Origin of the sequence: Haladaptatus sp. DYF46 (assembly GCF_021083305.1) — an archaeon.
In the GTDB taxonomy this organism is placed as follows: Archaea; Halobacteriota; Halobacteria; order Halobacteriales; family Haladaptataceae; genus Haladaptatus.
Genome location: NZ_JAJFAY010000006.1, coordinates 225843 through 245868, shown reverse-complemented (window position 1 = coordinate 245868; position 20026 = coordinate 225843). Strand labels below are relative to the sequence as shown.

The 20026-nt window shown below is 62.1% G+C and carries 18 protein-coding genes; 7 read left to right on the top strand and 11 right to left on the bottom strand.

The window, feature by feature from the left end; all coding sequences use genetic code 11:
* Positions 1-20 precede the first annotated feature (20 nt).
* Both LJF34_RS22995 and LJF34_RS22990 read left to right on the top strand, forming a co-directional pair.
* Complete coding sequence (locus LJF34_RS22995; protein WP_231188155.1) at positions 21-1403, top strand: aspartate aminotransferase family protein; 1383 nt, start codon at positions 21-23, stop codon at positions 1401-1403.
* 52 nt (positions 1404-1455) lie between these two features.
* Entirely contained in the window at positions 1456-1845 is a 390-nt protein-coding gene (locus LJF34_RS22990) for a Rid family detoxifying hydrolase (RefSeq protein WP_231188154.1), read from the top strand.
* Positions 1846-1852: 7 nt separating this feature from the next.
* Here the strand turns inward: LJF34_RS22990 and LJF34_RS22985 are convergent, their stop codons facing one another.
* The gene (locus LJF34_RS22985; protein WP_231188153.1) at positions 1853-2506 is read right to left on the bottom strand and encodes a hypothetical protein; all 654 of its coding nucleotides are present in this window, start codon (positions 2504-2506) and stop codon (positions 1853-1855) included.
* A 524-nt stretch (positions 2507-3030) separates the two neighbouring features.
* On the opposite strand from LJF34_RS22985, the gene LJF34_RS22980 reads away from it, so the two are divergent.
* Together LJF34_RS22980 and LJF34_RS22975 are read left to right on the top strand one after the other, a co-directional pair.
* Positions 3031-4662, top strand: coding sequence for a BCCT family transporter (locus LJF34_RS22980; protein WP_231188152.1), 1632 nt, complete (start codon positions 3031-3033; stop codon positions 4660-4662).
* Positions 4663-4739: 77 nt separating this feature from the next.
* Entirely contained in the window at positions 4740-6113 is a 1374-nt protein-coding gene (locus LJF34_RS22975) for an aminotransferase class III-fold pyridoxal phosphate-dependent enzyme (RefSeq protein WP_231188151.1), read from the top strand.
* A gap of 43 nt (positions 6114-6156) precedes the next feature.
* On the opposite strand, the gene ilvA is transcribed toward LJF34_RS22975, so the two are convergent.
* Together ilvA and LJF34_RS22965 are read right to left on the bottom strand one after the other, a co-directional pair.
* Positions 6157-7425: a threonine ammonia-lyase gene (gene ilvA, locus LJF34_RS22970; RefSeq protein ID WP_231188150.1), complete on the bottom strand. Its 1269-nt coding sequence runs from the start codon at positions 7423-7425 to the stop codon at positions 6157-6159.
* Positions 7422-8702 (bottom strand): amidohydrolase, encoded by a 1281-nt coding sequence (locus LJF34_RS22965; protein WP_231188149.1) that lies wholly within the window; start codon positions 8700-8702, stop codon positions 7422-7424. The genes ilvA and LJF34_RS22965 overlap by 4 nt, the downstream gene beginning before the upstream one ends.
* A gap of 131 nt (positions 8703-8833) precedes the next feature.
* On the opposite strand from LJF34_RS22965, the gene LJF34_RS22960 reads away from it, so the two are divergent.
* On the top strand, positions 8834-9805 hold the full coding sequence (locus LJF34_RS22960; RefSeq protein WP_231188148.1) for a D-2-hydroxyacid dehydrogenase: 972 nt from the start codon (positions 8834-8836) through the stop codon (positions 9803-9805).
* Between the two features lie 30 nt (positions 9806-9835).
* Here the strand turns inward: LJF34_RS22960 and LJF34_RS22955 are convergent, their stop codons facing one another.
* The 8 genes from LJF34_RS22955 to LJF34_RS22920 form a co-directional block, all read right to left on the bottom strand.
* A complete protein-coding gene (locus LJF34_RS22955) occupies positions 9836-10321 on the bottom strand; it encodes an Lrp/AsnC family transcriptional regulator (RefSeq protein WP_231188146.1) in 486 nt (161 codons plus the stop codon).
* Positions 10322-10325: 4 nt separating this feature from the next.
* Entirely contained in the window at positions 10326-11051 is a 726-nt protein-coding gene (locus LJF34_RS22950) for an ABC transporter ATP-binding protein (RefSeq protein ID WP_231188145.1), read from the bottom strand.
* The gene (locus LJF34_RS22945; RefSeq protein ID WP_231188144.1) at positions 11048-11779 is read right to left on the bottom strand and encodes an ABC transporter ATP-binding protein; all 732 of its coding nucleotides are present in this window, start codon (positions 11777-11779) and stop codon (positions 11048-11050) included. Before LJF34_RS22945 ends, LJF34_RS22950 begins: the two co-directional genes overlap by 4 nt.
* Complete coding sequence (locus LJF34_RS22940; protein ID WP_231188143.1) at positions 11776-12828, bottom strand: branched-chain amino acid ABC transporter permease; 1053 nt, start codon at positions 12826-12828, stop codon at positions 11776-11778. Before LJF34_RS22940 ends, LJF34_RS22945 begins: the two co-directional genes overlap by 4 nt.
* A complete protein-coding gene (locus tag LJF34_RS22935) occupies positions 12825-13718 on the bottom strand; it encodes a branched-chain amino acid ABC transporter permease (RefSeq protein WP_231188142.1) in 894 nt (297 codons plus the stop codon). The genes LJF34_RS22940 and LJF34_RS22935 overlap by 4 nt, the downstream gene beginning before the upstream one ends.
* A gap of 3 nt (positions 13719-13721) precedes the next feature.
* On the bottom strand, positions 13722-15017 hold the full coding sequence (locus tag LJF34_RS22930; RefSeq protein WP_231188141.1) for an ABC transporter substrate-binding protein: 1296 nt from the start codon (positions 15015-15017) through the stop codon (positions 13722-13724).
* 102 nt (positions 15018-15119) lie between these two features.
* The gene (locus LJF34_RS22925; RefSeq protein WP_231188140.1) at positions 15120-16508 is read right to left on the bottom strand and encodes an aspartate aminotransferase family protein; all 1389 of its coding nucleotides are present in this window, start codon (positions 16506-16508) and stop codon (positions 15120-15122) included.
* Positions 16509-16858: 350 nt separating this feature from the next.
* Positions 16859-18037 carry a M24 family metallopeptidase gene (locus tag LJF34_RS22920; protein ID WP_231188139.1) on the bottom strand — a complete coding sequence of 393 codons (1179 nt, stop codon included), beginning with the start codon at positions 18035-18037 and terminating at the stop codon, positions 16859-16861.
* A 575-nt stretch (positions 18038-18612) separates the two neighbouring features.
* Between LJF34_RS22920 and LJF34_RS22910 the strand changes: the two genes are divergently transcribed.
* Together LJF34_RS22910 and LJF34_RS22905 are read left to right on the top strand one after the other, a co-directional pair.
* On the top strand, positions 18613-19113 hold the full coding sequence (locus LJF34_RS22910; RefSeq protein WP_231188135.1) for a DUF6653 family protein: 501 nt from the start codon (positions 18613-18615) through the stop codon (positions 19111-19113).
* Positions 19114-19261: 148 nt separating this feature from the next.
* Positions 19262-19975 (top strand): DUF2270 domain-containing protein, encoded by a 714-nt coding sequence (locus LJF34_RS22905; RefSeq protein WP_231188134.1) that lies wholly within the window; start codon positions 19262-19264, stop codon positions 19973-19975.
* Positions 19976-20026 lie beyond the last annotated feature (51 nt).

The following is a 20026-nucleotide window of genomic DNA, read 5'->3' as shown; positions in this document are numbered from 1 at the left end:
TCTTTCACATGGTATCCCACATGACGGCGAGTCCACCGATAGACGAACTCCATTTCGACGACGCACCGGACGTCGGCACCGTTCCGGGACCGAACACGCGGGAACTGCTGGACAAACAGCGCGACATCGACAGCAGCGCGGTCTCGTATCCGGAGGACATTCCGATAGCCTTCGAGTCGGGCAAAGGGGCGACGGTGCGCGACGCGGACGGGAACACGTACATCGATATGTTCGCCGGAATCGGCGTGCTGAACGTCGGACACGCCAACCCGTACGTTCTCGACGCGGTACACGAACAGGCGGACAAACTCGTCCACACGGTCGATTTCCCGACCGAAGCGCGTCTGGAACTCATCGAGAAACTCGACGAAATCGCTCCCGGAGACTTGCAGGGGAACAACAAATTCGTCTTCGGCGGGCCGACCGGGAGCGACGCCATCGAGGCCGCGATAAAGCTCGCCAAGTACAACACGGGCGGCGACGGCCTCATCGCGTTTCGGGGGGCGTATCACGGCGCGACCAGCGGCGCGATGAGTCTCACCGGAAACAAGGGGTTCAAGGATCACTACACGCCGCTCCTCTCGGACGTCGTCCACGCGCCGTATCCGTACCCGTTCGGGCAGGACAAGACGCCGGAGGAAGCGGTCGACCGCGCGCTCGAAGAGGTTCGAGCCATCCTCGAAGACCCGTACGGCGGGTTGGCGAACCCGGCGGGAATCTTCGTGGAACCGATTCAGGGTGAGGGCGGTATCATCACGCCGCCGGAAGGGTTCCTCACCGGCCTTCGGGAGATCGCCGACGACAACGACGTCGTCCTCGTTTTCGACGAGATTCAGAGCGGCCTCGGCCGCACCGGTCAGTGGTGGGCGAGCGAGTGGTACGACGTCACGCCGGACGTGATGACGACGGCCAAGGCGCTTGGCGGCGTCGGATTCCCGCTCTCCGGGACGATGTACCACGAGGACCTCGACACGTGGGGGTCGGGCGACCACGCGGGAACCTACCGCGGACACGTCGTCGCGATGCGCGCCGGAACGCGGGCCATCGAGTACATCCAAGATCACGACTTGCTGGCCCACGGGCGGGAACTCGGCGAGTACGTCCGGGGCCGACTCCGCGAGGCAGCGACTGAAACCGGCAGTATCGGCGAGGTTCGCGGAAAAGGGCTGTTCGTCGGGGCCGAATTCGTAGACGAAAACGGAAACCCGGACGGGGAAACCGTCGACGCGATTCAACAGTACTGCTACGAGAAGGGCGTTCTCGTGTGGAAGGCCGGACGCCACGGAAACGTCCTCCGTCTCCTCCCGCCGTTAGTTCTCACGGAGGAACTGGCCGAAATCGCGATGGACGTCATCGGCGAAGCCATTCGGGAAGTGACCGGGGAGCGCCAAGCGACCGCGTAGAACGAACCTTCAGCGAACATTCGAACGACCCTTCAGACGATTTCGAAACAGCATGAGTGATACCGACCGAGTCATCACGGACGACGCACCGCGCAACGACAACCCGTACTCACAAGGCGTTCACGCCGGTGACACGCTGTACGTATCCGGCTACGGCCCCGTCGACCCGGAAACGGGAGACGACGTCGAGGGAGACATCCGGACGCAAACCGAGCGCGTACTGGATAACATCGCCGCCGTCGTCGACGAAGCGGGCGGCGACGGCCTCGACGATGTCGTGAAAGTGACTGTCTACCTGACGGACCTCGACGAATACGACGCGGTCAACGACGCCTACGGCGCGAAGGTCGGCGACACGCCACCGGCGCGGGTCTGCGTCGAAGTGGCGCGACTTCCGGGGGACGTGCGGGTCGAGATGGACGCAATCGCGTACCTCGGATGACACCCCGTCAGTCGTTCAGTTCCCTGACGCGCTGGTCGCGCTGTTCCGCCGCGGCGTTCACCTTCTCGATGAACGTGTGCATCTGCTCTTTCATCTCGGAGCGCATGGAGGTGGCGGAGAACTCCTCGGACTCGGTGAGGAGGCGGATGAACGCGCGCAGTTCCTCGTCGGTTATCTCCTCGAAGTCGCCGAATTCGAGTTTATCGATGACCGCGTCCACGTCGATCTGTCCGACCGGTTCGACGTTGAAATCCACCGTTACCATGCGGTAATCCGACCCTGCCAGTTCCTGTTCGGCCTCGTTGACGCCCTGTGCGAGCATGTCCTTGAACGGAGTGTAGTAGCCCATCGTCCCGAGGTGGAGGAACGCGAGCATGTCGGTGATTCCCTGCGTGTAGGCGTCCCTCGCGTCGTCGTCGGGGTTGAAGACCGTCTCGCGGTCACGGTCTTCGAGGTGTTCGAAGATGAGGGTAAAATCGAGAATGGCGTTGCGAAGACGGCGGCGAATCCGGTTTCGCTTCTGCTTTTTCGAGTGTTCGGTGTAGTCGGACTTTCGCCCGATGAGGAACTCCCTGTCGCTCGGCGTGAGGATGCCCCGTTCCCGGTCTGCGGAGTAGGCGAGGTCGTATCTCGGTTCGCGCTCGCCTGATTCGTCACTCATAAACGGAAATTGTGTACGACAATGATTAAGGGTTACGAACGGACGGATTTTCGAGTTCACGATTCGAATCGTTCGGTATGGGAGTTCTATCCGACGATTAGTAGAGGAGTAACCATCATAGACTATTCACCGTGACACACTGTCGTCGGGAATGAAACCGTTGTGGAATTCCATCACGCAGAACGGTCGACAACCATTTTTCCTGTGGTGTGTTATAGTATAACGTGGTTGGCGACTGTTGTAGTCGTACACAGATTACGTTCTCCCGACGACCTTATAAACACATACTGTAGCCTCTAACAACAATATCCGTAATATTTATCAGCGTCATTCACGATGGATGCTATGTATGCCACCATACACCATGGCTAATGCCATCAATTATCAGTCATGAGACAGAAATCACACGCCCGTTACGGACAGGAGGAATCGACCACGGACTACCGAGCCATTCGATTTTCATTGACGGGGGATAGATGGCCGGGGGTGCAGTCTCCCACCCGAGGGATGGGGGGTGGGTCCGTATGAGCAACTCCGACGACCAAGGTGCGATAGCCGAATTCCGCGAGGAAATCGAACCGACGATTTTCGGGGCAGGAGCGGCAGTCACGCTCGTCTTTGTCGCCGCGTTCGTGCTGAATCCGGCCGACTCGTACGAATTCGTCGAGGGAATTCGGTACTGGATCTTGGAACGCTTCAACTGGTTCTTCCTCATCGTGATGTTGGCCTTCGTCCTCTTCCTCGTATTCCTCATCTTCGGTCCGTGGGGTAAACTGCAGTTGGGTGACGAAGAACCGGAGTACAGCTATCTCTCGTACTTCGCCATGATGTATTCGGCCGGACTCGCGGCGGGAATCGTCTTCTGGGGACCGGCCGAGGCGCTCACTCACTTCGGGAGCGTTCCGCCGCTGTACAACGCCCCCGACCAGTCGGCGGCCGCGATGCCCGTCGCAGTGCAGTACGCAATCTTCCACTGGAGTCTCACCCAGTGGTCGTGTTTCACCGTGATGGGACTTGGCATCGGGTACTTCGTCTACAATTACGATGCCCCGCTCAGGGTGTCGGCAGTGTTGACGCCGATACTCGGTGCCGACAGCGTCGACGGGCCGATCGGGAAAGCCATCGACATCCTCGCGGTGTTCGCGACGTTGGGCGGCGTTGCCACGTCGTTGGGGTTCGTCGGAAGCCAGTTCATCACGGGCCTTAGCTTCCAGTGGGGCATCGAACTCGGCGACGTCGGGACCGTCCTCGTCATCACCGGCATGACGGTCATCTTCACCGCCTCGCTCGTCCTCGGGGTCAACAAGGGCATCAGGTGGCTCTCGAACTTCAACATGGTGTTGTTCTTCCTCGTAATGGTCGCCACGCTCGTCTTCGGCCCGACGGTTCGCATCCTCGAACTCGGGACACAGGCGTTCGGCCGGTTCATCACCGATTTCTTCAAGATGAGTCTGTACACCCAATCGACCAACCAAGCCGCGGACAAGTGGGTGAACGACTGGACCGTCTTCTACTGGTTGTGGCCCCTCGCATGGTCGCCGTTCGCAGGGCTGTTCATCGCCCGCATCTCGCGCGGCCGGAGCGTCCGCGAAGTCGCGTTCGCCGGAATCGGGGCGACGTCGATGGCCACTGTCCCATGGTTCATCATCGTCGGCGGGACGGCGGTCACGATGCAGAATACGGGCGTCGCACAAATCCTCGGTCCCATCGCACAATACGACGAGTCGGTCGCTGGCTTCGTTCTGTTCAACGCGGTCCCAATCATCGGACCGCTTCTCCTCGCCGCGTTCCTCATCCTCGTGACGACGTTCTTCATCACGTCCGCCGACTCCTCGACGCTGGCGGTGTCGATGATAACGACCGGCGGGAAGGAACACCCCTCGTCCATCAACCGCATCTTCTGGGCGGTGCTTCAGGGAACCGTCGCGTCCATTCTCATGGTGGTCGGCGGCGTGGATGCGCTCCAATCCGCGTCCATCATCACGGGGGCACCCTTCGCCGTGGTCTGTCTCGCCGCCATGCTCGGACTCGTGAAAACGTTTCAGGATGAGACCGGTGGCATCCTCCTACAGGACCGCACGAGACTCATCGGTGCGCCAACGAAACGGGAGGAAACGGCGGACGGGGCGAAGGTGGCCGGCCAAGACGACGACTGACCGACCACCCGACCGGCGACGGTCGTCCGTTCCGTATCGACAACAAGTTTTAATAACGGGATATACGAACATTGTGTATGGATAGGGACACGGCGAATCCCGACGTGGTCACGCTGCCCGGTCCGAACGCACAGAAATGGATCGATTTTCATCACGAACACGCCGCACCGAGCGAGTTCTCACACGAGTTCGTCTGGGATGTGACGGGCGAAGCGGACGGCCCGTTCGTCACCGACGTCGACGGCAACGTGTTGCTCGATTTTACCTGCCACATCGGCGCGGCACCGCTCGGCTACAACAACGAGAAGATACTCGGCAAACTGCGCGAGTTCTCGCTTGTCGAACCGATGAAAATCGCCGGACAGGACATGTACTTCGGCGCGGGACCGGACCCGGAGACGGCGGAATTTCCCGCGTCGAGTCACCTCGTCGAGAAACTCGTCGACGTCTCAAGCCAGTACGGCATGGACACCGTCTTCCTCTCGAACTCCGGGGCCGAGGCCATGGAGAACGCCATGAAGATAACCCACGACCACAAACCCGCCGCCAAGTACGCCTTCACGTTCGACGGGAGCTTTCACGGACGAACGCTCGGGACCCTCTCGTTGACCCGTTCGAACGAGGTGTACACGCGACACTACCCGGAAATCGCGGGCGTCCGCACGGTCCCGTTTTGCGCGGAGACGGGCGACACTGACGACAGCGACGGCGCTTGTGACTGCGGCTTTTTCACCGGAAACGGCTCACAGCTACGGAACGCGCTCCAACCGGAAGGCGGTCACGTCAACCCCGACGAAGTCGCGTTCGTCACCATCGAACCGGTTCAGGGCGTCGGTGGCTATCGGTTCCCGAACCCCGAGTTCATGGCCGAAGTCGGCGACGTCTGTGAAACCTACGACATTCCGCTCGTCGTCGACGAAATCCAGTCCGGCGTGGGTCGCACGGGAAAGATGTGGGCTTCGGACCACTACGCCATCGAACCCGACGTCATCGCCAGCGCGAAGGCGCTTCGGACCGGCGCGACCATCTCGCGGTCCGACCTCTTCCCGTCCGAGAAGAACCGGTTGGGGTCGACGTTCGGCGGCGGCGACCTCCTCGCGTCGATGCAGGGCGCGCTCACGCTCGACGCCATCGAGGAGCACGACCTGCTCGAAAACGCGACCGAACGCGGACGGCAGGCCAAGGAACTGCTCCGCGACGCCGCGCCGGGACACGTCGTCGACGTGCGCGGCAAAGGACTCATGCTCGCCGTGGAGTTCGACACCGCGGACCGCCGGGACGAGGTCGTTCACGAGGCGCTGAAACGCGGGCTCCTCACCCTCGGATGCGGGAAGAAGACCATCCGCCTCCTTCCGCCGCTCGATTCGACGGAGCGCGAAATCGAGATGGGCGTCGGCATCCTGAACGAGGCCATCGAGGCGGCGGGGACGCCGTCGGCGAAACCGGCCTGAGAAACGCGTGAACGAAACCCGGTGACGACGATTTCACCCTTTCTCAACCGTCCAACGTACTGTTTTCCACCGCGATTCCCTCCCTGTCGTTCAATGCATCTACCACCGAAGAGAGGTGGTCCCGTCCGCCTCCCGCCACGCCGACCCTCACCGGCGTTCGATTTGGGTCGTCGGCGTCGGTTCGTCGCGCCCGCTCCAGTTCCTCCAGTTCCGCGCCGTGATGGTCGAGGGTTTCCGTCAATGCGCCGAGTCCGTCAGGCCAGTCGGCGACGGAGAGGCGGGCCTCCGCGTATCGGCCGAGTCGCATCAAACCGGTTCGGGTGCAATCGGCGTGTTCCGAGAGGTTCACGTTGCCGCCGGAGACGACGACCGCGACGTGTTCGTCCTCCACGTCCACCGCGCCGGAGAGCAGCGCCGCGAGCGGCGCTGCCCCCGCCGTTTCGGCCACGGTTTTGGCACGCTCCGCGAGGAGCGTGACGGCGACGCGCATCTCGCGGTCGCTGGCGCTCACCACGTCATCCACCCGTTCGCGGATGACGGCGAACGTCTTGTCGAGCAATCGGGTATCGGCGATGCCTTCCGCCACGGTGTTTACGTCCGGCAGTTCGTGGATTTCGCCGCGTTCGAGCGACGGTTTGGCGTGGAACGCCCCCTCGGGTTGGACGCCGACGACGCGGATATCCGGGTCGTGCGCTTTGAGCACCGTCGCGATACCCGAAATCAATCCGCCACCGCCGATGGAGACGAGGACGGTGTCCAGTTCGGGGTACTGGTCGAGCAGTTCGAGGCCGACGGTTCCCTGCCCCGCGATTATCTCCTCGTCGTTGAACGGGTGGACGAACTGCAATCCCTCCTCGTCCGCGAGTTCGAGGGCGTGCTCGTAGGAGCGTTCGTAGATGTCGCCTTCGACGATGACGTCAGCACCGTACCCGCGCGTCGCCTCTATCTTCGCGGAGGGGGTCACTTCCGGAACGACGATGGTCGTGTCGATGTCGAGCAGTCCACCCGCGAACGCGACGCCCTGTGCGTGATTCCCCGCGCTCGAAGCGACGACGCCGCGTTCGCGTTCCGCCGGGGACAACCCCGCCATCGTGTTGTACGCGCCGCGACTCTTGAACGACCCCGTCCGCTGCATGTTCTCCAGTTTGAGGCCGACGGAGGCCGCCCCGCTTCGCTCCGCGAACGTCGTGGACCGGTCCAGCGGCGTCCGGTGAACCACACCGTCGAGGCGGTCCCGCGCTGCCTTCACGTCGGCCACGGTGACGATATCGTCGGCGGTGAGTTTTCCACCGTCCGTCCGTTCGGAGTTCACGCTTCGGTCCCCGAGACGGAGAGGATGGATTCGACCAGCACGTTCACGCCGATTTCGAGGCTCCGTTCGTCCACGTCGAACGTCGGCGTGTGATGGCTCGTCGGATGGTCGGTGCCGACGATGAGGTACGTCGCGAGGCCGCCGTTTTCCTGTACCCGCCGCATCAAAAACGTCGCGTCCTCGCTCGCACCGAAGTCCGCGGCCGGGAGGACCGATTCGACGCCCGCCGTTTCGCGGGCGACGCCCGCCACGACGTCGGCGAGTTCCGGGTCGCTGTCGGCGCGAGGGGATTTGCTCCGTACGTCGATATCCACGTCACAGCCGTGCATCTCGGCGGCGGTTTCGAGCGTCCTGTCCAATCGCGATTGCATGTACTCCATGAGTTCGGTCGTCTCGCCGCGCGCCTCCGCTTCGACGTGTGCGAAGTCGGCGATGACGTTGCTCGACGTCCCCGCCTCCGCCCACCCGAAGTTGACGCGGGTCATTCCGTCCTCGTGCCGCGGAATCCCGTAGGCGTTCTGGATGGCGGTGCCGAGCGCCTGCATCGCGTTGTCGCCGTCCTGCGGCGCTTTCCCGGCGTGTGCGGAGGTTCCCTCGAACGTCACGTCGACGTGGCACATGGCGAGCGGTCGCTCGATTCCGGCGACCACCTCACCGGTCGGGTGGTCCAGACCGACGTGGACGGCGAAGAGGTAATCGAGGTCGTCGGCGAATCGGCTTTCCGCCATCGGGTGGCCGCCGCCGGACACCTCCTCGGCGGGTTGGAAGAAGACGACGAGCGTTCCGTCGAAGTCGCTCTCCGCGATGGCTTCGAGCGTCGCCAACCCCCACGTCATGTGGGAGTCGTGACCGCAGGCGTGCATCGTCCCGTCCCCTTCCGACCTGAACTCCTCGGCGACGGGCACGTGGTCGTCGTCCGCCGATTCCTCGATGAAGAGGCCGTCGATGTCCACCCGCAAGCCGACTGTCGGTCCCGAACCTCGGTTCAGGACCGCGACGGCCCCGGTGTTTCCCCCTTCCATGCGGTCGAGGAGGTCCGGGTCGGCACCGCGTTCGCGGGCGCGTTCGGACCACTCCTCGATGTCCTCGGCGTCGGGGACGGCCATCCTGTCGTCGCCGTCGTACGCTTCGGTGCCGACGGCGAGTTCGTCGACGCCGATTCCCCGAATCTCCTCGACGATTCGGTGTGTCGTGTGGAACTCGCGCCACGCCGGTTCCGGGTACCGATGGAACTCGCGTCGCACGTCGACGAGTCGGTCGCGTATTGACTCTGCCATGTGTGGTACTGACACGCTCCAATCACTTAATTGTAAACGCAATCCGTTGACAGCGACTACACAAAAGGACTAAGTTGGACCCCCACAATCGTTCGGCCATCGATTCGCGTCAATCGACGCGGCGGTGCATCATGAGTGAAAATCCGGATATCGTCGTCCTCCGCGAGGGGACCGAAGGACTGTCGATGGAATCGTACGCAGAGGCGCTGCGCGAACGCCTCCCTGACCGAACCGTCGTTCACGCCCGAACACCGAAAGAGGAACGCGAACTCGTCGCCGACGCGCGGGTCGTTACCGGCATCACCGTGGACGAATCCCTGCTCGCCCGCGCCGACAAACTCGAACTGTTCGCGTGTACCTTCGCGGGCACCGACCACGTCCCCACGGACGCCCTCGCGGAGCGCGGTGTCGCGGTGACGAACGCGGGCGGCATCCACGCACCCGGCATCGCCGAGCAGGCCGTCGGAAACATGCTCGTCTTCGCCCGCCGTCTCCACGAGGGATGGCGGCGCAAGCAGCGTTCCGAGTGGCGGCACTTCCAGTCCGGCGAACTCACCGGCAGCACCGTGACGGTCATCGGTCTCGGGTCCATCGGACAGGCCGTCACTCAGCGCCTTCAGGGGTTCGACGTCGAAACCGTCGGCGTCCGGTACACGCCGGAGAAGGGCGGTCCGACGGACGAGGTGGTCGGCTTCGACGAGGACGCCATCCACGACGCGCTCTCTCGGAGTCGCTACGTCGTCGTCGCCTGCCCGCTCACGGAGGCGACGCGCGGCCTCATCGGAACAGCAGAGTTCGCGACGATGCCGACGGACGCCGTCCTCGTCAACACCGCACGCGGACCCATCGTCGATACCGACGCGCTCGTCGCCGCGCTCCGGTCGAACAAGATTCGGGGGGCGGCACTGGACGTGACCGACCCCGAACCGCTCCCGGCCGACCACCCGCTCTGGGACCTAGAGAACTGCCTCATCACGCCGCACACCGGCGGCCACACGCCGCTGCACTGGGACCGACTCGCCGACATCGTGGCGGAGAACCTGGAACGCCTCGAATCGGGCGAGACGCTGGACAATCAGGTCCTCGCGCCGGAAACGACGTAAGCGGAAGGGAATTGTCGATTATCCGACCCCTCAGTCGGAGAGGATTTCGAGCAGCGTGTCGAGTTCGAAGTCGGCGACCGGGTTGGCCTCGGCCTTGACCGTCGTGATGACGAACTTCGAACTGGTCCGCTTTATCGCCGAGATTCGTTCGAACTCCTCGATGAGTCCCTCCACCATCCCTCGCGTCGGGAGGTTGCTGATGACGATGAAATCGGTATCGCCCATGGTGAAGTAGACCTGATTGACGCCCTCGATGTCACCGAGTTTCTCCCCCACCTCGTGATGATAGCCCTCCTCGAACTCGGCTATCACCTCCGAGATGACGGTTATCGGGAGTCCGATTTCGTCGAGGTCCACGTCCGTCATCTCGTTCGAGATGGCACCCCGTTCGCGGAGTTTCGTCAAGCGGTAGTGAACCGTGGATTTCGGGATGTCCGTCGCCCGATGGATGGCGTCCGGGCTGGACGTCCGCTCCGTCGCGATGGCGTCGAGGATGCGAATGTCTTTTTCGTCCATCGTGTCACAGCCCCAGATAGAGTTCGATCAGTTCCTCCTCGTCCGCGAGTTCGTCCGGTACCCCCTCGAACTGGAGGTCGCCCTCGGCGAGGATGTACACGTAATCCGCCAACCGGAGCGCGGCGGACACGTTCTGCTCGATGAGAATCACGCGCGACCCGCGTTCGACGAGGGTTTCGATGAGGTCGAACGCGTCGTCGACGAGCGCCGGTGCGAGTCCGGCGGAGGGTTCGTCCAGCAGATACGTGTCCGCGCCGGTCATCATCGCCCGACCGAGACTGACCATCATCTGCTGACCGCCGGATAGCGAACGGGTTTTCACGTCGAGTTTCGCTTCGAGGTCGGGAAACGCTTCGATCACCTCTTCGCGTCGCCGGGCGAGGACGTCACCGTCCGATTCGGTGAACCCGCCGACCCGCAAATTCTCGGCGACCGTGAGCGATTCGAACACGCCGCCGCCCTGCGGGAGGGTCGCGATTCCGGTCGTGACGATTTCCTCCGGGTCGAGGTCGGTTATCTCCCTGTCGCCGTATCGAACCGTCCCCGACCAAATCGGCACGACGCCGTTCAACGTCTTCAACATCGTCGATTTGCCGGAACCGTTCGGTCCGAAGATGCAGGTGACGCCGGGGTGTGACGACAGCGAAACCCCGTGCAGGACTTCGTGTTCGTCGTAACCGGCAACGACGTCCTCGGCGACGAGCGTGGGGGGTTCGTCCGCGTCGTTCACAGCGACACCCCCTCGTCGGCGGCCGAACCGAGGTATGCCTCGCGGACGTGTTCGTCCCGTTTTACCTCCTCGAACGAGCCTTCGACGATGTGGCGACCCTGGTCGAAAACGGAGACGGTGTCCACGACAGTCCGCATCACCGTCATGTCGTGTTCCACGATGACGAACGTCGTTCCCCGTTCGTTGAGCGTCGCGATGTGTTCGAGGATTCGATTTTCGAGGGCGGGGTTGACGCCCGCCGTCGGTTCGTCGAGCAGAATGCAGGCGGGGTCCAACATCAGTACCCGAGCCAGTTCGAGTAACTTCTGTTGGCCGCCGCTCATCCCGCGGGCTTGGTTGTCCGCGATGTGGTCGATTTCGAGGAACGAGAGGATTTCGTCCGCCCGTTCGTCCTTGTCCACCCCGTCGGGTGCCCTGACGGCGAGCAGGTTCTGCCGGACGGTCATGTTCTTGAACGGCGAGACTATCTGGAACGTCCGACCCATCCCGCGGCGGGCGATACGATGTGGCTTCCACCCGGTCACGTCGGTACCGTCGAAGACGACCGAACCCCCGGAGGGTTCGTAGTATCCCGTGAGGGTGTTGAAGAACGTCGTCTTGCCGCTCCCGTTCGGGCCGATGATACCGCGAATCTCTCCCCGCGGTACTTCGAGGGAAATCTCGTCGTTCGCGGTCAGTTCGCCGAACTTCTTCGTGAGGTTTTCCGTGTGTAGGAGTGTCTCGGTCATCGGAAATCGAATTTGTCCGCTAGTTCGCGGAGGTTGCGTTTGATGTCGGTGCTGCCAACGTCCCCGCGGAGAAAGCCGACGATGCCGCTCGGAGCGAACAACACGACGAACATTATCAGAACGCCGATCAGCGGCAGGTAGAACGTCGACTCGCCGAGGAACAACGCCGAAAGGCGTTCGAGTGCGAACACGATGAGCCCACCGGCCACCGGACCAGTCACGGTGCCGAGACCGCCCAACAGCACCATGATGACCATCCGGTCGGTCACTATCGGCGCGAGGACGGAGTTGGGGTGGATGTAGGTGATGAAGTAGGCGTTGAGGCTGCCGAACAGCGCCGCGACGACGCAGGAAAGGACGTACACCTGACGCTTGACGCGCGTGGTGTCGATGCCGAGCGATTCGGCAGCGTCCTCGTCGTCGCGAAGCGCTTTGACCTGAAAGCCGAACTCGCTCCGCTCGAAGAGTTTCCACGTCAGAAGCAGGGTTCCAGCCGTCATGGCGAGCATGGCGTAGTAGAAGACGGCCGGTGGCGGTCCCACTGGAAGGCTCATCCCGAAGGTTCCGCCGGTGATGTCGGTGATGAGCGCCCCCTGTTTGACCGCTTCCGCGAACGCCCACGTGGCGATGGCGAAGTACGCTCCCTTGAGTCTGAGCGTCGGGACGGCGATGAGATACGCGAGTCCTGCGCCGATGACGGCGGCGAGGAGGAATCCCGCGAGGAACGGGGCTCCGAACTGAACCATCGCGATACCGGTCGCGAACGCGCCGACGCCGAAGTACGCGCCGTGGCCGAAATCCAAGTACCCGGCGTATCCGCCGATCATGTTCCACGATTGGGCCAACCCGATCCACATGAGCGCTTGGAGCGCGATACGCGTCCAGAACGTGGTCACGACGAAGGGGAGTGCCAAGAGGACGAGCAGTCCGACGCCGTACAGGCCGAGACGGAGGCGTGCGTTCTCCTCGGTGTCCGATTCCAGTCCCGGTAGCCGATGACCGAGCGTGGCCCCCGACGTTTGCGTGGGGTCCGACTCGTCGTCGCTCACGTCGCCCACTCTCCCTTGCCGAGGATTCCCGCCGGTGAGACGAGCAGTACCACGTAGATGAGGGTGAAGAGGGCGAACAACACGAGTTCGCCGCCGAGATAGACGGCCGTAATCGACTGGGCGAGGCCGAGGACGATTCCGCTGACGATGACGCCCGGCAGGTATCCCAACCCCGCGAGGACGACCATGAAGAACGCGAACGCCGTGTACTGGATTCCCATTCCCGGATTCGCGGTGAACACGAGCCCGATGAACACCCCCGCGGTGGCCGTGAGTCCGGCGTATGCACCGTACGCGATGGACTGATACCGGTTGATGTTGATCCCCATCAACCGTGCCGTCGTCCGGTCTTCGGCGATCGCTCGGATGGCGACGCCCCCTTTCGTGTTGTAGAGGTAGTACATGAACACGCCGAGCGCCAACAGGCCGAATACGGCCGTCGCGACTCGGACGGTCGGAAACACGCCGACGCCGGAGACGGAGAGTCGGCCGTCGAGGATGGACGATGGGACGTTCTTGTTGTTCGGACCGAAAATCGAGAGGACCGAACCGCGCATGAAGGTGGCCAAGCCGAACGTGAACACGAGGCCCATCAACAGCGGATGGGGCCGGTCTCCGGTGGTCACGTGGTGGATGAACGGTTGGATGAGAAACCCCAGTGCGAAGTACGCGAGCAACACGAACGGGATGACGAACAGCCCTTCGTTACCGAAGAACGGTACGAGGAGCGCCGCCGTGAACGCGCCGAGCATCACGTACTCCCCGACGGCGAAGTCGACGACTTCGAGGACGCCGAACGCGAGCGAGAAGCCGACGCCGACGGTAACGTAGATGCCGCCGAGCAGCAACCCGTTGATGACCGTTTGAAGGAATAATCCTGAATCGACCATGGGTCACCGTTTGTTCCAACCGGGAACGGGGTACTTCGGCGTCCCTTCGGCGGCGTCCTTCGGTCCGACGATGGCGGATTCGCCCTTCTTGCCCAACTGAATCGCGAGCGGTTCGGTCTTCACGTTGTTGTGGTAGAACTCGCCGTCGGTTTCGAACTGGATATCGCCGTAGAACGTGTTCACGTTGATGTCTTCGAGCGTCGAGACGAGGTCGTTCCGCTCGTCCTGTGAGAGCGGCGGGGTGACGCCCATCTTCTCGAACGCCTTTTGAAAGACGATGCCGGCGGCGGTGGACGCCGCTTGCGTATAGTCCGGTTGGCTGTCGTAGGTCGTTTTGGCGGCGTCGGTGTACTTCTTCGGCGTGCCGAACAGCACGCCACCGGATCGCTGAACTTTCGGGAGCCACACCGTCGCACCGAACAAGTAGTTGCCGGCGGCACCAGCGCCCTCCTTGAAACTGCTCGTGTTCACGCCGTAGTGACACATGAATCCGTTCGGGCTGTAATCGATCTGTTTGGCCGCCTTCACGAGGTCGACGTGGCTTCCGATGTGACCGCCGTGGAAGTGGAAGTCCGGGCTCGCGTTTTTGGCCTTGGTCACGACGTTCGAGTAATCCGTACTTCGGGGGAACAGCTCGTAGCCTGCGACGTTCACCCCTGCGTCCTTGGCGGCGGAACGGAACGCCTGTGAGGTCGCCTTCGAGAACGGCGTGTTGACGCCGGTGATGTAGACGGACTTGGGAGCAGGGTCGAAGCCGTACACCGATTTCGCGGCTTCCTTCGCCATGACGGCGACCGTCGGGATCGTTCCGAAGGTGTACTTGGGTTTCTTCTGCCATATCTGGGGGGACTCGGCGCTACCCGTGATGTGTGGCATCTTGTTCTTGTCCATTATCGGAGCGACGGCGAGGGTGACGCCGCTCGAATAGGGTCCCAACACGGCGTCGACCTTTTCGTTGGATATCATCTTCGAGGCGGCGTCCGCTCCGGTACTCGGGTCGGACTTTGCGTCCGCGTAGGTGAGTTTCACCTCGTACTTGCTGCCGTCTATTTCGATGCCGTCGTTGCTGTTCACTTCCTTTTTCCACAGTTCGTAGCCGCGACGAGTGACGTTCCCGCCGAATCGAAGGTCCCCGGAAAGGGAGGTCACGACCCCGAGTTTGAAATGGTCCCGGTCCGGTTCGGAACTCCCGAACCCGCTACAACCGGCGAGCCCGGTCAGGCTGGCTGCACCGGTCGCTCCGGTCACTTTGAGAACGTTCCGTCGGCTCGTGGGATGGTCCTTGTTATCCCTTGGCATGACAATCAACGTTCTTGTCCCCCAATATTTAGTTATTACGATTTATGTGAACGGTGTGCAATAAAATAGCCGAGTGTCGAACGCAGTACAAGCTTTCTACGGCTACACTGTCCCTGAGCCGGAACGACTGGAACAGACCTCTCGAATCGCGTTCGTGACGACATCGAGAGCGGTTTCGGCGAGTTCGCGGGTGATGACGAGTGGAGGGATGAGTCGGAGGACTTCGCCGTCCCGTCCGGCGCTCCACACGAGGACACCGTGTTCGTAGCAGTACTGCTGCACAGCGTTCACGGCCGCCTTGTCGGGTCGTCCCCGCTCGTCGACGAACTCGGCACCCACGAACAGTCCGCGACCGCGAACCTGACGCAACTGAGGGACGTCCTCGGCGACAGCGCGTAGTCGGTCGCGGATGTACGCGCCGACGTCACGAGCGTGGGCGAGCAACCCGTGGTCTTGGATGTACTCGATGGCTCGCAGACCCGCCCGCATCGCCGGTGCGTTTCCGCGATAGGTTCCCACGTGCCCACCCGCCTCCCACGTGTCGAGGTCCTCGTGGTACATCGTGGCCGAGAGCGGAAGGCCGATTCCACCGATCGCTTTGGCCATCGGAACGATGTCCGGCGTCACGTCCTCCCACTCGCTGGCGTACCATCGACCCGTTCGACCGAATCCGGTCTGAATCTCGTCGACGATGAGCGGAAGGTCGTTGTCGTCGGCGATTTCGCGGAGGCCCGGGAGGAATCCCTCCGGCGGAACGACCACACCCCCTTCACCTTGAATCGGTTCGACCCAGATACCCGCCGGATTCGCGAGGCCGCCGTACGGGTCCTCGACGAGTTCGCGGACGTTCGACAGCGCGCGGTCGACGGCGTCTTCTGGCGAGAGATCCTGTCGAACGGGATACGGATACGGTAGATGGGTTACGTCCGCCAGCAAGGGGGTGTACTCCCGCTTGTACTTCCGACCGGCGGTCAAGCTCAGTGCACCGGAACTGGCACCATGGTACGCCCCCCGAAACGCGATGAGGCCGTCGCCGCCCGTGTTGTACTTGGCGAGTTTGATGGTCGCCTCGATGGCGTCGCTCCCGGTCGGCCCGCCGAAGACGACCCTGTTGTTACCCTGCAAGTCCCCGGGGGCGATTTCGTCGAGTTTCTCGATGAGGTCGAGGCGGGCCTCGGTCGGAAAATCGACGGTGTGGACGACTTTCCTCGTTTGCGCTTCCACCGCATCGAGAACGTACGGGTTGGCGTGTCCGACGTTCAGCACGCCGATTCCGGCGAACATGTCGATGTACGTGTTCCCGTCCGCGTCGCGCACCGTCGCCCCCTTCCCCTCCTCGATGGCGATGGGGATGCGTTTGGGATACGCCACGGCGCTGCTTTCGATGCGCGCCTGTCGGTCGATACGTTCCTTCGAACGCGGCCCCGGAACCGCCGTCCTGACGTTCGGTGCGTCCTCGAAGTGAAGTTCGTCTATCGGTGGACCGTCCATATACGGACACTGTTCGAACAGCGCCAAAAATTTTACTGATTTTCCAATATGAGAGTAGAATATTGGACACAGTTCAACATTCGTCGGGCGCGCGATCCACACCGTCGATCGCTCGCTGAACCCGATTCCGAGAGTATCGGCGCGCTGCGGACAAATACGGACACAAATGCGGTCCGACGATGCGTGCCGATATGGGATCGGACGGCTCGAAGCGCCCGTCTCGAACAGTGATGTGTGCACTCATACACCACGAATTCGCGCGAGTTGGACCTCGTTCAAATTTCCCGGAGCTTCGACCCGTGTTCGGCCGGACTCGCGAAGAAGGAGAGATTCGTCCGTTAGAAGGTCGTTCAGGCGGTGAAGAGGCGGCGCGGGAAGTCCGCCAACACTTCGGCACCGTTCGACGTGACGCGGAACGTCTCGCTCAACTCGACGCCGAAGTCGTCGAACCAGAGGCCCGGAATCATGTGGAAGGTCATGTCCTCTTCCAACCTCGTCTCGTCCCCCGGTCGCATGCTCGCGGTGTGTTCGCCCCAATCCGGAGGGTAGCCCAGCCCCATCGCGTAGGCGATTCGGTCCTCCTTTTCGAGGTCGTATTGGGCGATCGTGTCCCGCCAGACCTTCTCGACCGATTCGCAGGTGACGCCGGGTTCGACGGCGTCGATCGCGGCCTCCAGTCCCTCCACGACCACGTCGGCCGTCCGCTGAATCGCGTCCGGCGGGTCGCCGACGAACGTCGTGCGGGCGAGCGGCGAGTGATAGCGGTGCCGACAGCCCGAGAGTTCGATGATGACCGGATCGCCGTCCTCGAACTCCCGGTCGGTCCACGTGAGGTGGGGAGTCCCCGTGTGGTCGCCCGAGGGCATCAGCGGAACGATGGACGGGTAGTCGCCGCCGAAGTCGTCGGTACCGCGGATGAGGCCGTCGTAAATCGCGGCCGCCGCCTCGTACTCGGGAACGCCCTCCTCGATGGCGTCGAGTCCGGCCAGCATCGCTTCCTCCGAGATGCGGGCCGCCTCGCGCATGTAGTCGAGTTCCCGCTCGCTTTTCTTGATTCTGAGCCAGTTGACGAGGAGCGTGGCGTCCTCGAAATCGGCTTCCGGGAGGTTCTTCCGGAGGCGCGTGTAGGATTTCGCGCTGAAGTAGTAGGCGTCCATCTCCAATCCGATGTCGCCGTCCTCCACGTCGAGGTCCTCCAACACCTCGCTCAGGTAGTCCATCGGATGGAGGTCGTACGGCGAGTGGACGTAGTCGTCGCTGTACGCGCGGATGCTCTCCTCGTCGAGCCACGTGGTGGCGCGCGCGCCGTTGGCGTCCATACCGCGACCCACCCACACCGGTTCGTCGCGTTCCTGCGTGACTACGACGGCCTGATGGACGTAGAACGACCAGCCGTCGTACCCCGAGAGGTAGTTCATGTTCGCGGGGTCGGCGACGACGAGCGCGTCGAGTTCTTCCTCGCGCAGTCGCTCTTTCGTCCGCTCTAAACGCCGCTCGTACTCGCTATCGTCGAAGATTGCTCGTGGCATGGTAGCGATACACATCTACACAGTCGGGGAATAGCTGTTTAAGTTTTTTGTGTACGTAGAATACGAAACTTGTGTATAAAACGTCTGTCGGGTCACCGGACCGGCCGAATATTTTGGTACATGTTACCTCGACCCCCAGTAAACCTAATAGCACGACATGCCTCAGCGCAGGACATGCACAACTCGCCGCCATCGAAAGCAGAGCCATCGATACGCATCGAATCCGAGACTACCGAATCGCTCACTGCTACCGTGGTGAAGGCGGTGACCGAAGCGAAAGATAGGAAGCCTGCAAGCCCTCTTTACGAAGCTATCAACCCGGATGCGCTCGAGGACCTCTATCGGCGTGGTTCGCCGGAAATCCGCTTCGAGTACGTAGGATACTCCGTTACGATTCATTCTGACCGATCCGTCACAGTGTCCGAACTCGGTGCGTAGGACCTCGCTTTCAACGGACGCCCCGCTGGTTTCGCGGACGCGTTTTCCTGCCGTTTAGACGGTTTCGCGGTCCGTTGTACGTTCTCGTTCGACGGAGTTGGAATTCTTTAGCCACTCGGGGGATACCATACGTACGGATGGAAGAACCCAAATTGAACGAACACTCGCTCGATTCTCTGTCGGGGTACTGGCGTCGCGTCAAGGATACGCTCTGGATGCGGCACGCGAATCCACGTAGTGGCTGGTCGCGCGTGCTCGTCCTTCCCGTTCTCATGTACGGAATTTACGTTCGGCGACCGCGCGTCGTCGCCGGGGCGATCGGTTTCAGCGTCATCAATCCCGTTCTCTTCTCCCCGCCAACGAACGACGACGCGTGGATGACGCGGGTCGTCCTCGGCGAACGGATGTACTACCGACATCGCGGAAAGCGACGACCCATCGAGCTTCTCAACTACGCGAACGGACTCGTAACGGCATACGCCGTCCATTCGGCGTACCGGAAACGGCCCCTCAAAACCGTTTTCTTTACTGCGGTGGCGATGACGACGAAGTTCCTGTTCGTCGGTTACGTGGCCACATACTATCGGGAGAATCGTGACCGGTATCCGGAGGACGTCCCGGACTCCATCGCTGGGTGACACGGACCGAACTCTCGTCGAACGACCCTTCGGTCTACGGCGATTCGATGCCGACTTCGACGAGTTCTATCAGTGACGGCAAAAAGAGAGGGTCGACGACGACAGTTCCACCGAGCGGTAGTTATCCCCGCACGTTCAATTCACTCGTATGGGGGAACGGGAAGACGAGGAGTTCGATCCGGAGGAACGGAGCGCTCGTGACGTGGCGACGAAGGCTGCGGAGGAGGATTCCGAATTCCTCTCGCTGATGCCACATTACTATCGCGGCGAAGTCTCACAGATGTCCACGCGGTTGGACCGATTGGATCTCACGATAGACTGGGCGATAGCCGTAATCGTGGCGATGCTCGCGCTGTCGTTCGAAAGCGTGGACAGTCCACCGTACTTCCTGCTTATCGGGATGTTCGCGATGGTCATGTTCCTGCTGTTCGACGTTCGGCGATATCGCACCTACGATGCGACGCGTTCGCGCGTGCGGATGATAGAGGAGAACGTCTTCGCGAACGTGTTCGACCCGGAGGGCGCGGTCCATCGCGACTGGCGTGAAAAGATCGGTTCGGATCTGCGCAAACCGACGGTGAAAGTGTCGCTTCGAGAGGCCCTATCCCGCCGACTGAAACGGATATATTTTCCCCTGCTCACGGTTCTCCTCGTGGCGTGGCTCTTCCGCATCTCCGTCTTCGTTCCGAACGAGAGTCCGCTTGCAACCGCCGAAGTTCCGGGAATACCCGGTGGAGTCGTTATCGGTGGCGTACTGCTGTTCTACCTGTCGATGGCGATCGTGACTTTTTGGCCGACCCGGCGCGAGGCGAAAGGAGCGTTCCACGGCGAAGAGGCCGGTCAGTGGAAAGTCGAAGAGTAGGGAAAACTGTCCGGTGAAGACCGCGACACCGACGAGTCCCAGTCGGACCGT

Coding starts and splice junctions, on each gene's coding strand:
- LJF34_RS22995 (WP_231188155.1), top strand. CDS start 21: ATGACGGCGAGTCCACCGATAGACGAACTCCATTTCGACGACGCACCG.
- LJF34_RS22990 (WP_231188154.1), top strand. CDS start 1,456: ATGAGTGATACCGACCGAGTCATCACGGACGACGCACCGCGCAACGAC.
- LJF34_RS22985 (WP_231188153.1), bottom strand. CDS start 2,506: ATGAGTGACGAATCAGGCGAGCGCGAACCGAGATACGACCTCGCCTAC.
- LJF34_RS22980 (WP_231188152.1), top strand. CDS start 3,031: ATGAGCAACTCCGACGACCAAGGTGCGATAGCCGAATTCCGCGAGGAA.
- LJF34_RS22975 (WP_231188151.1), top strand. CDS start 4,740: ATGGATAGGGACACGGCGAATCCCGACGTGGTCACGCTGCCCGGTCCG.
- LJF34_RS22965 (WP_231188149.1), bottom strand. CDS start 8,702: ATGGCAGAGTCAATACGCGACCGACTCGTCGACGTGCGACGCGAGTTC.
- LJF34_RS22960 (WP_231188148.1), top strand. CDS start 8,834: ATGAGTGAAAATCCGGATATCGTCGTCCTCCGCGAGGGGACCGAAGGA.
- LJF34_RS22955 (WP_231188146.1), bottom strand. CDS start 10,321: ATGGACGAAAAAGACATTCGCATCCTCGACGCCATCGCGACGGAGCGG.
- LJF34_RS22945 (WP_231188144.1), bottom strand. CDS start 11,779: ATGACCGAGACACTCCTACACACGGAAAACCTCACGAAGAAGTTCGGC.
- LJF34_RS22935 (WP_231188142.1), bottom strand. CDS start 13,718: ATGGTCGATTCAGGATTATTCCTTCAAACGGTCATCAACGGGTTGCTG.
- LJF34_RS22930 (WP_231188141.1), bottom strand. CDS start 15,017: ATGCCAAGGGATAACAAGGACCATCCCACGAGCCGACGGAACGTTCTC.
- LJF34_RS22925 (WP_231188140.1), bottom strand. CDS start 16,508: ATGGACGGTCCACCGATAGACGAACTTCACTTCGAGGACGCACCGAAC.
- LJF34_RS22920 (WP_231188139.1), bottom strand. CDS start 18,037: ATGCCACGAGCAATCTTCGACGATAGCGAGTACGAGCGGCGTTTAGAG.
- LJF34_RS22910 (WP_231188135.1), top strand. CDS start 18,613: ATGGAAGAACCCAAATTGAACGAACACTCGCTCGATTCTCTGTCGGGG.
- LJF34_RS22905 (WP_231188134.1), top strand. CDS start 19,262: ATGGGGGAACGGGAAGACGAGGAGTTCGATCCGGAGGAACGGAGCGCT.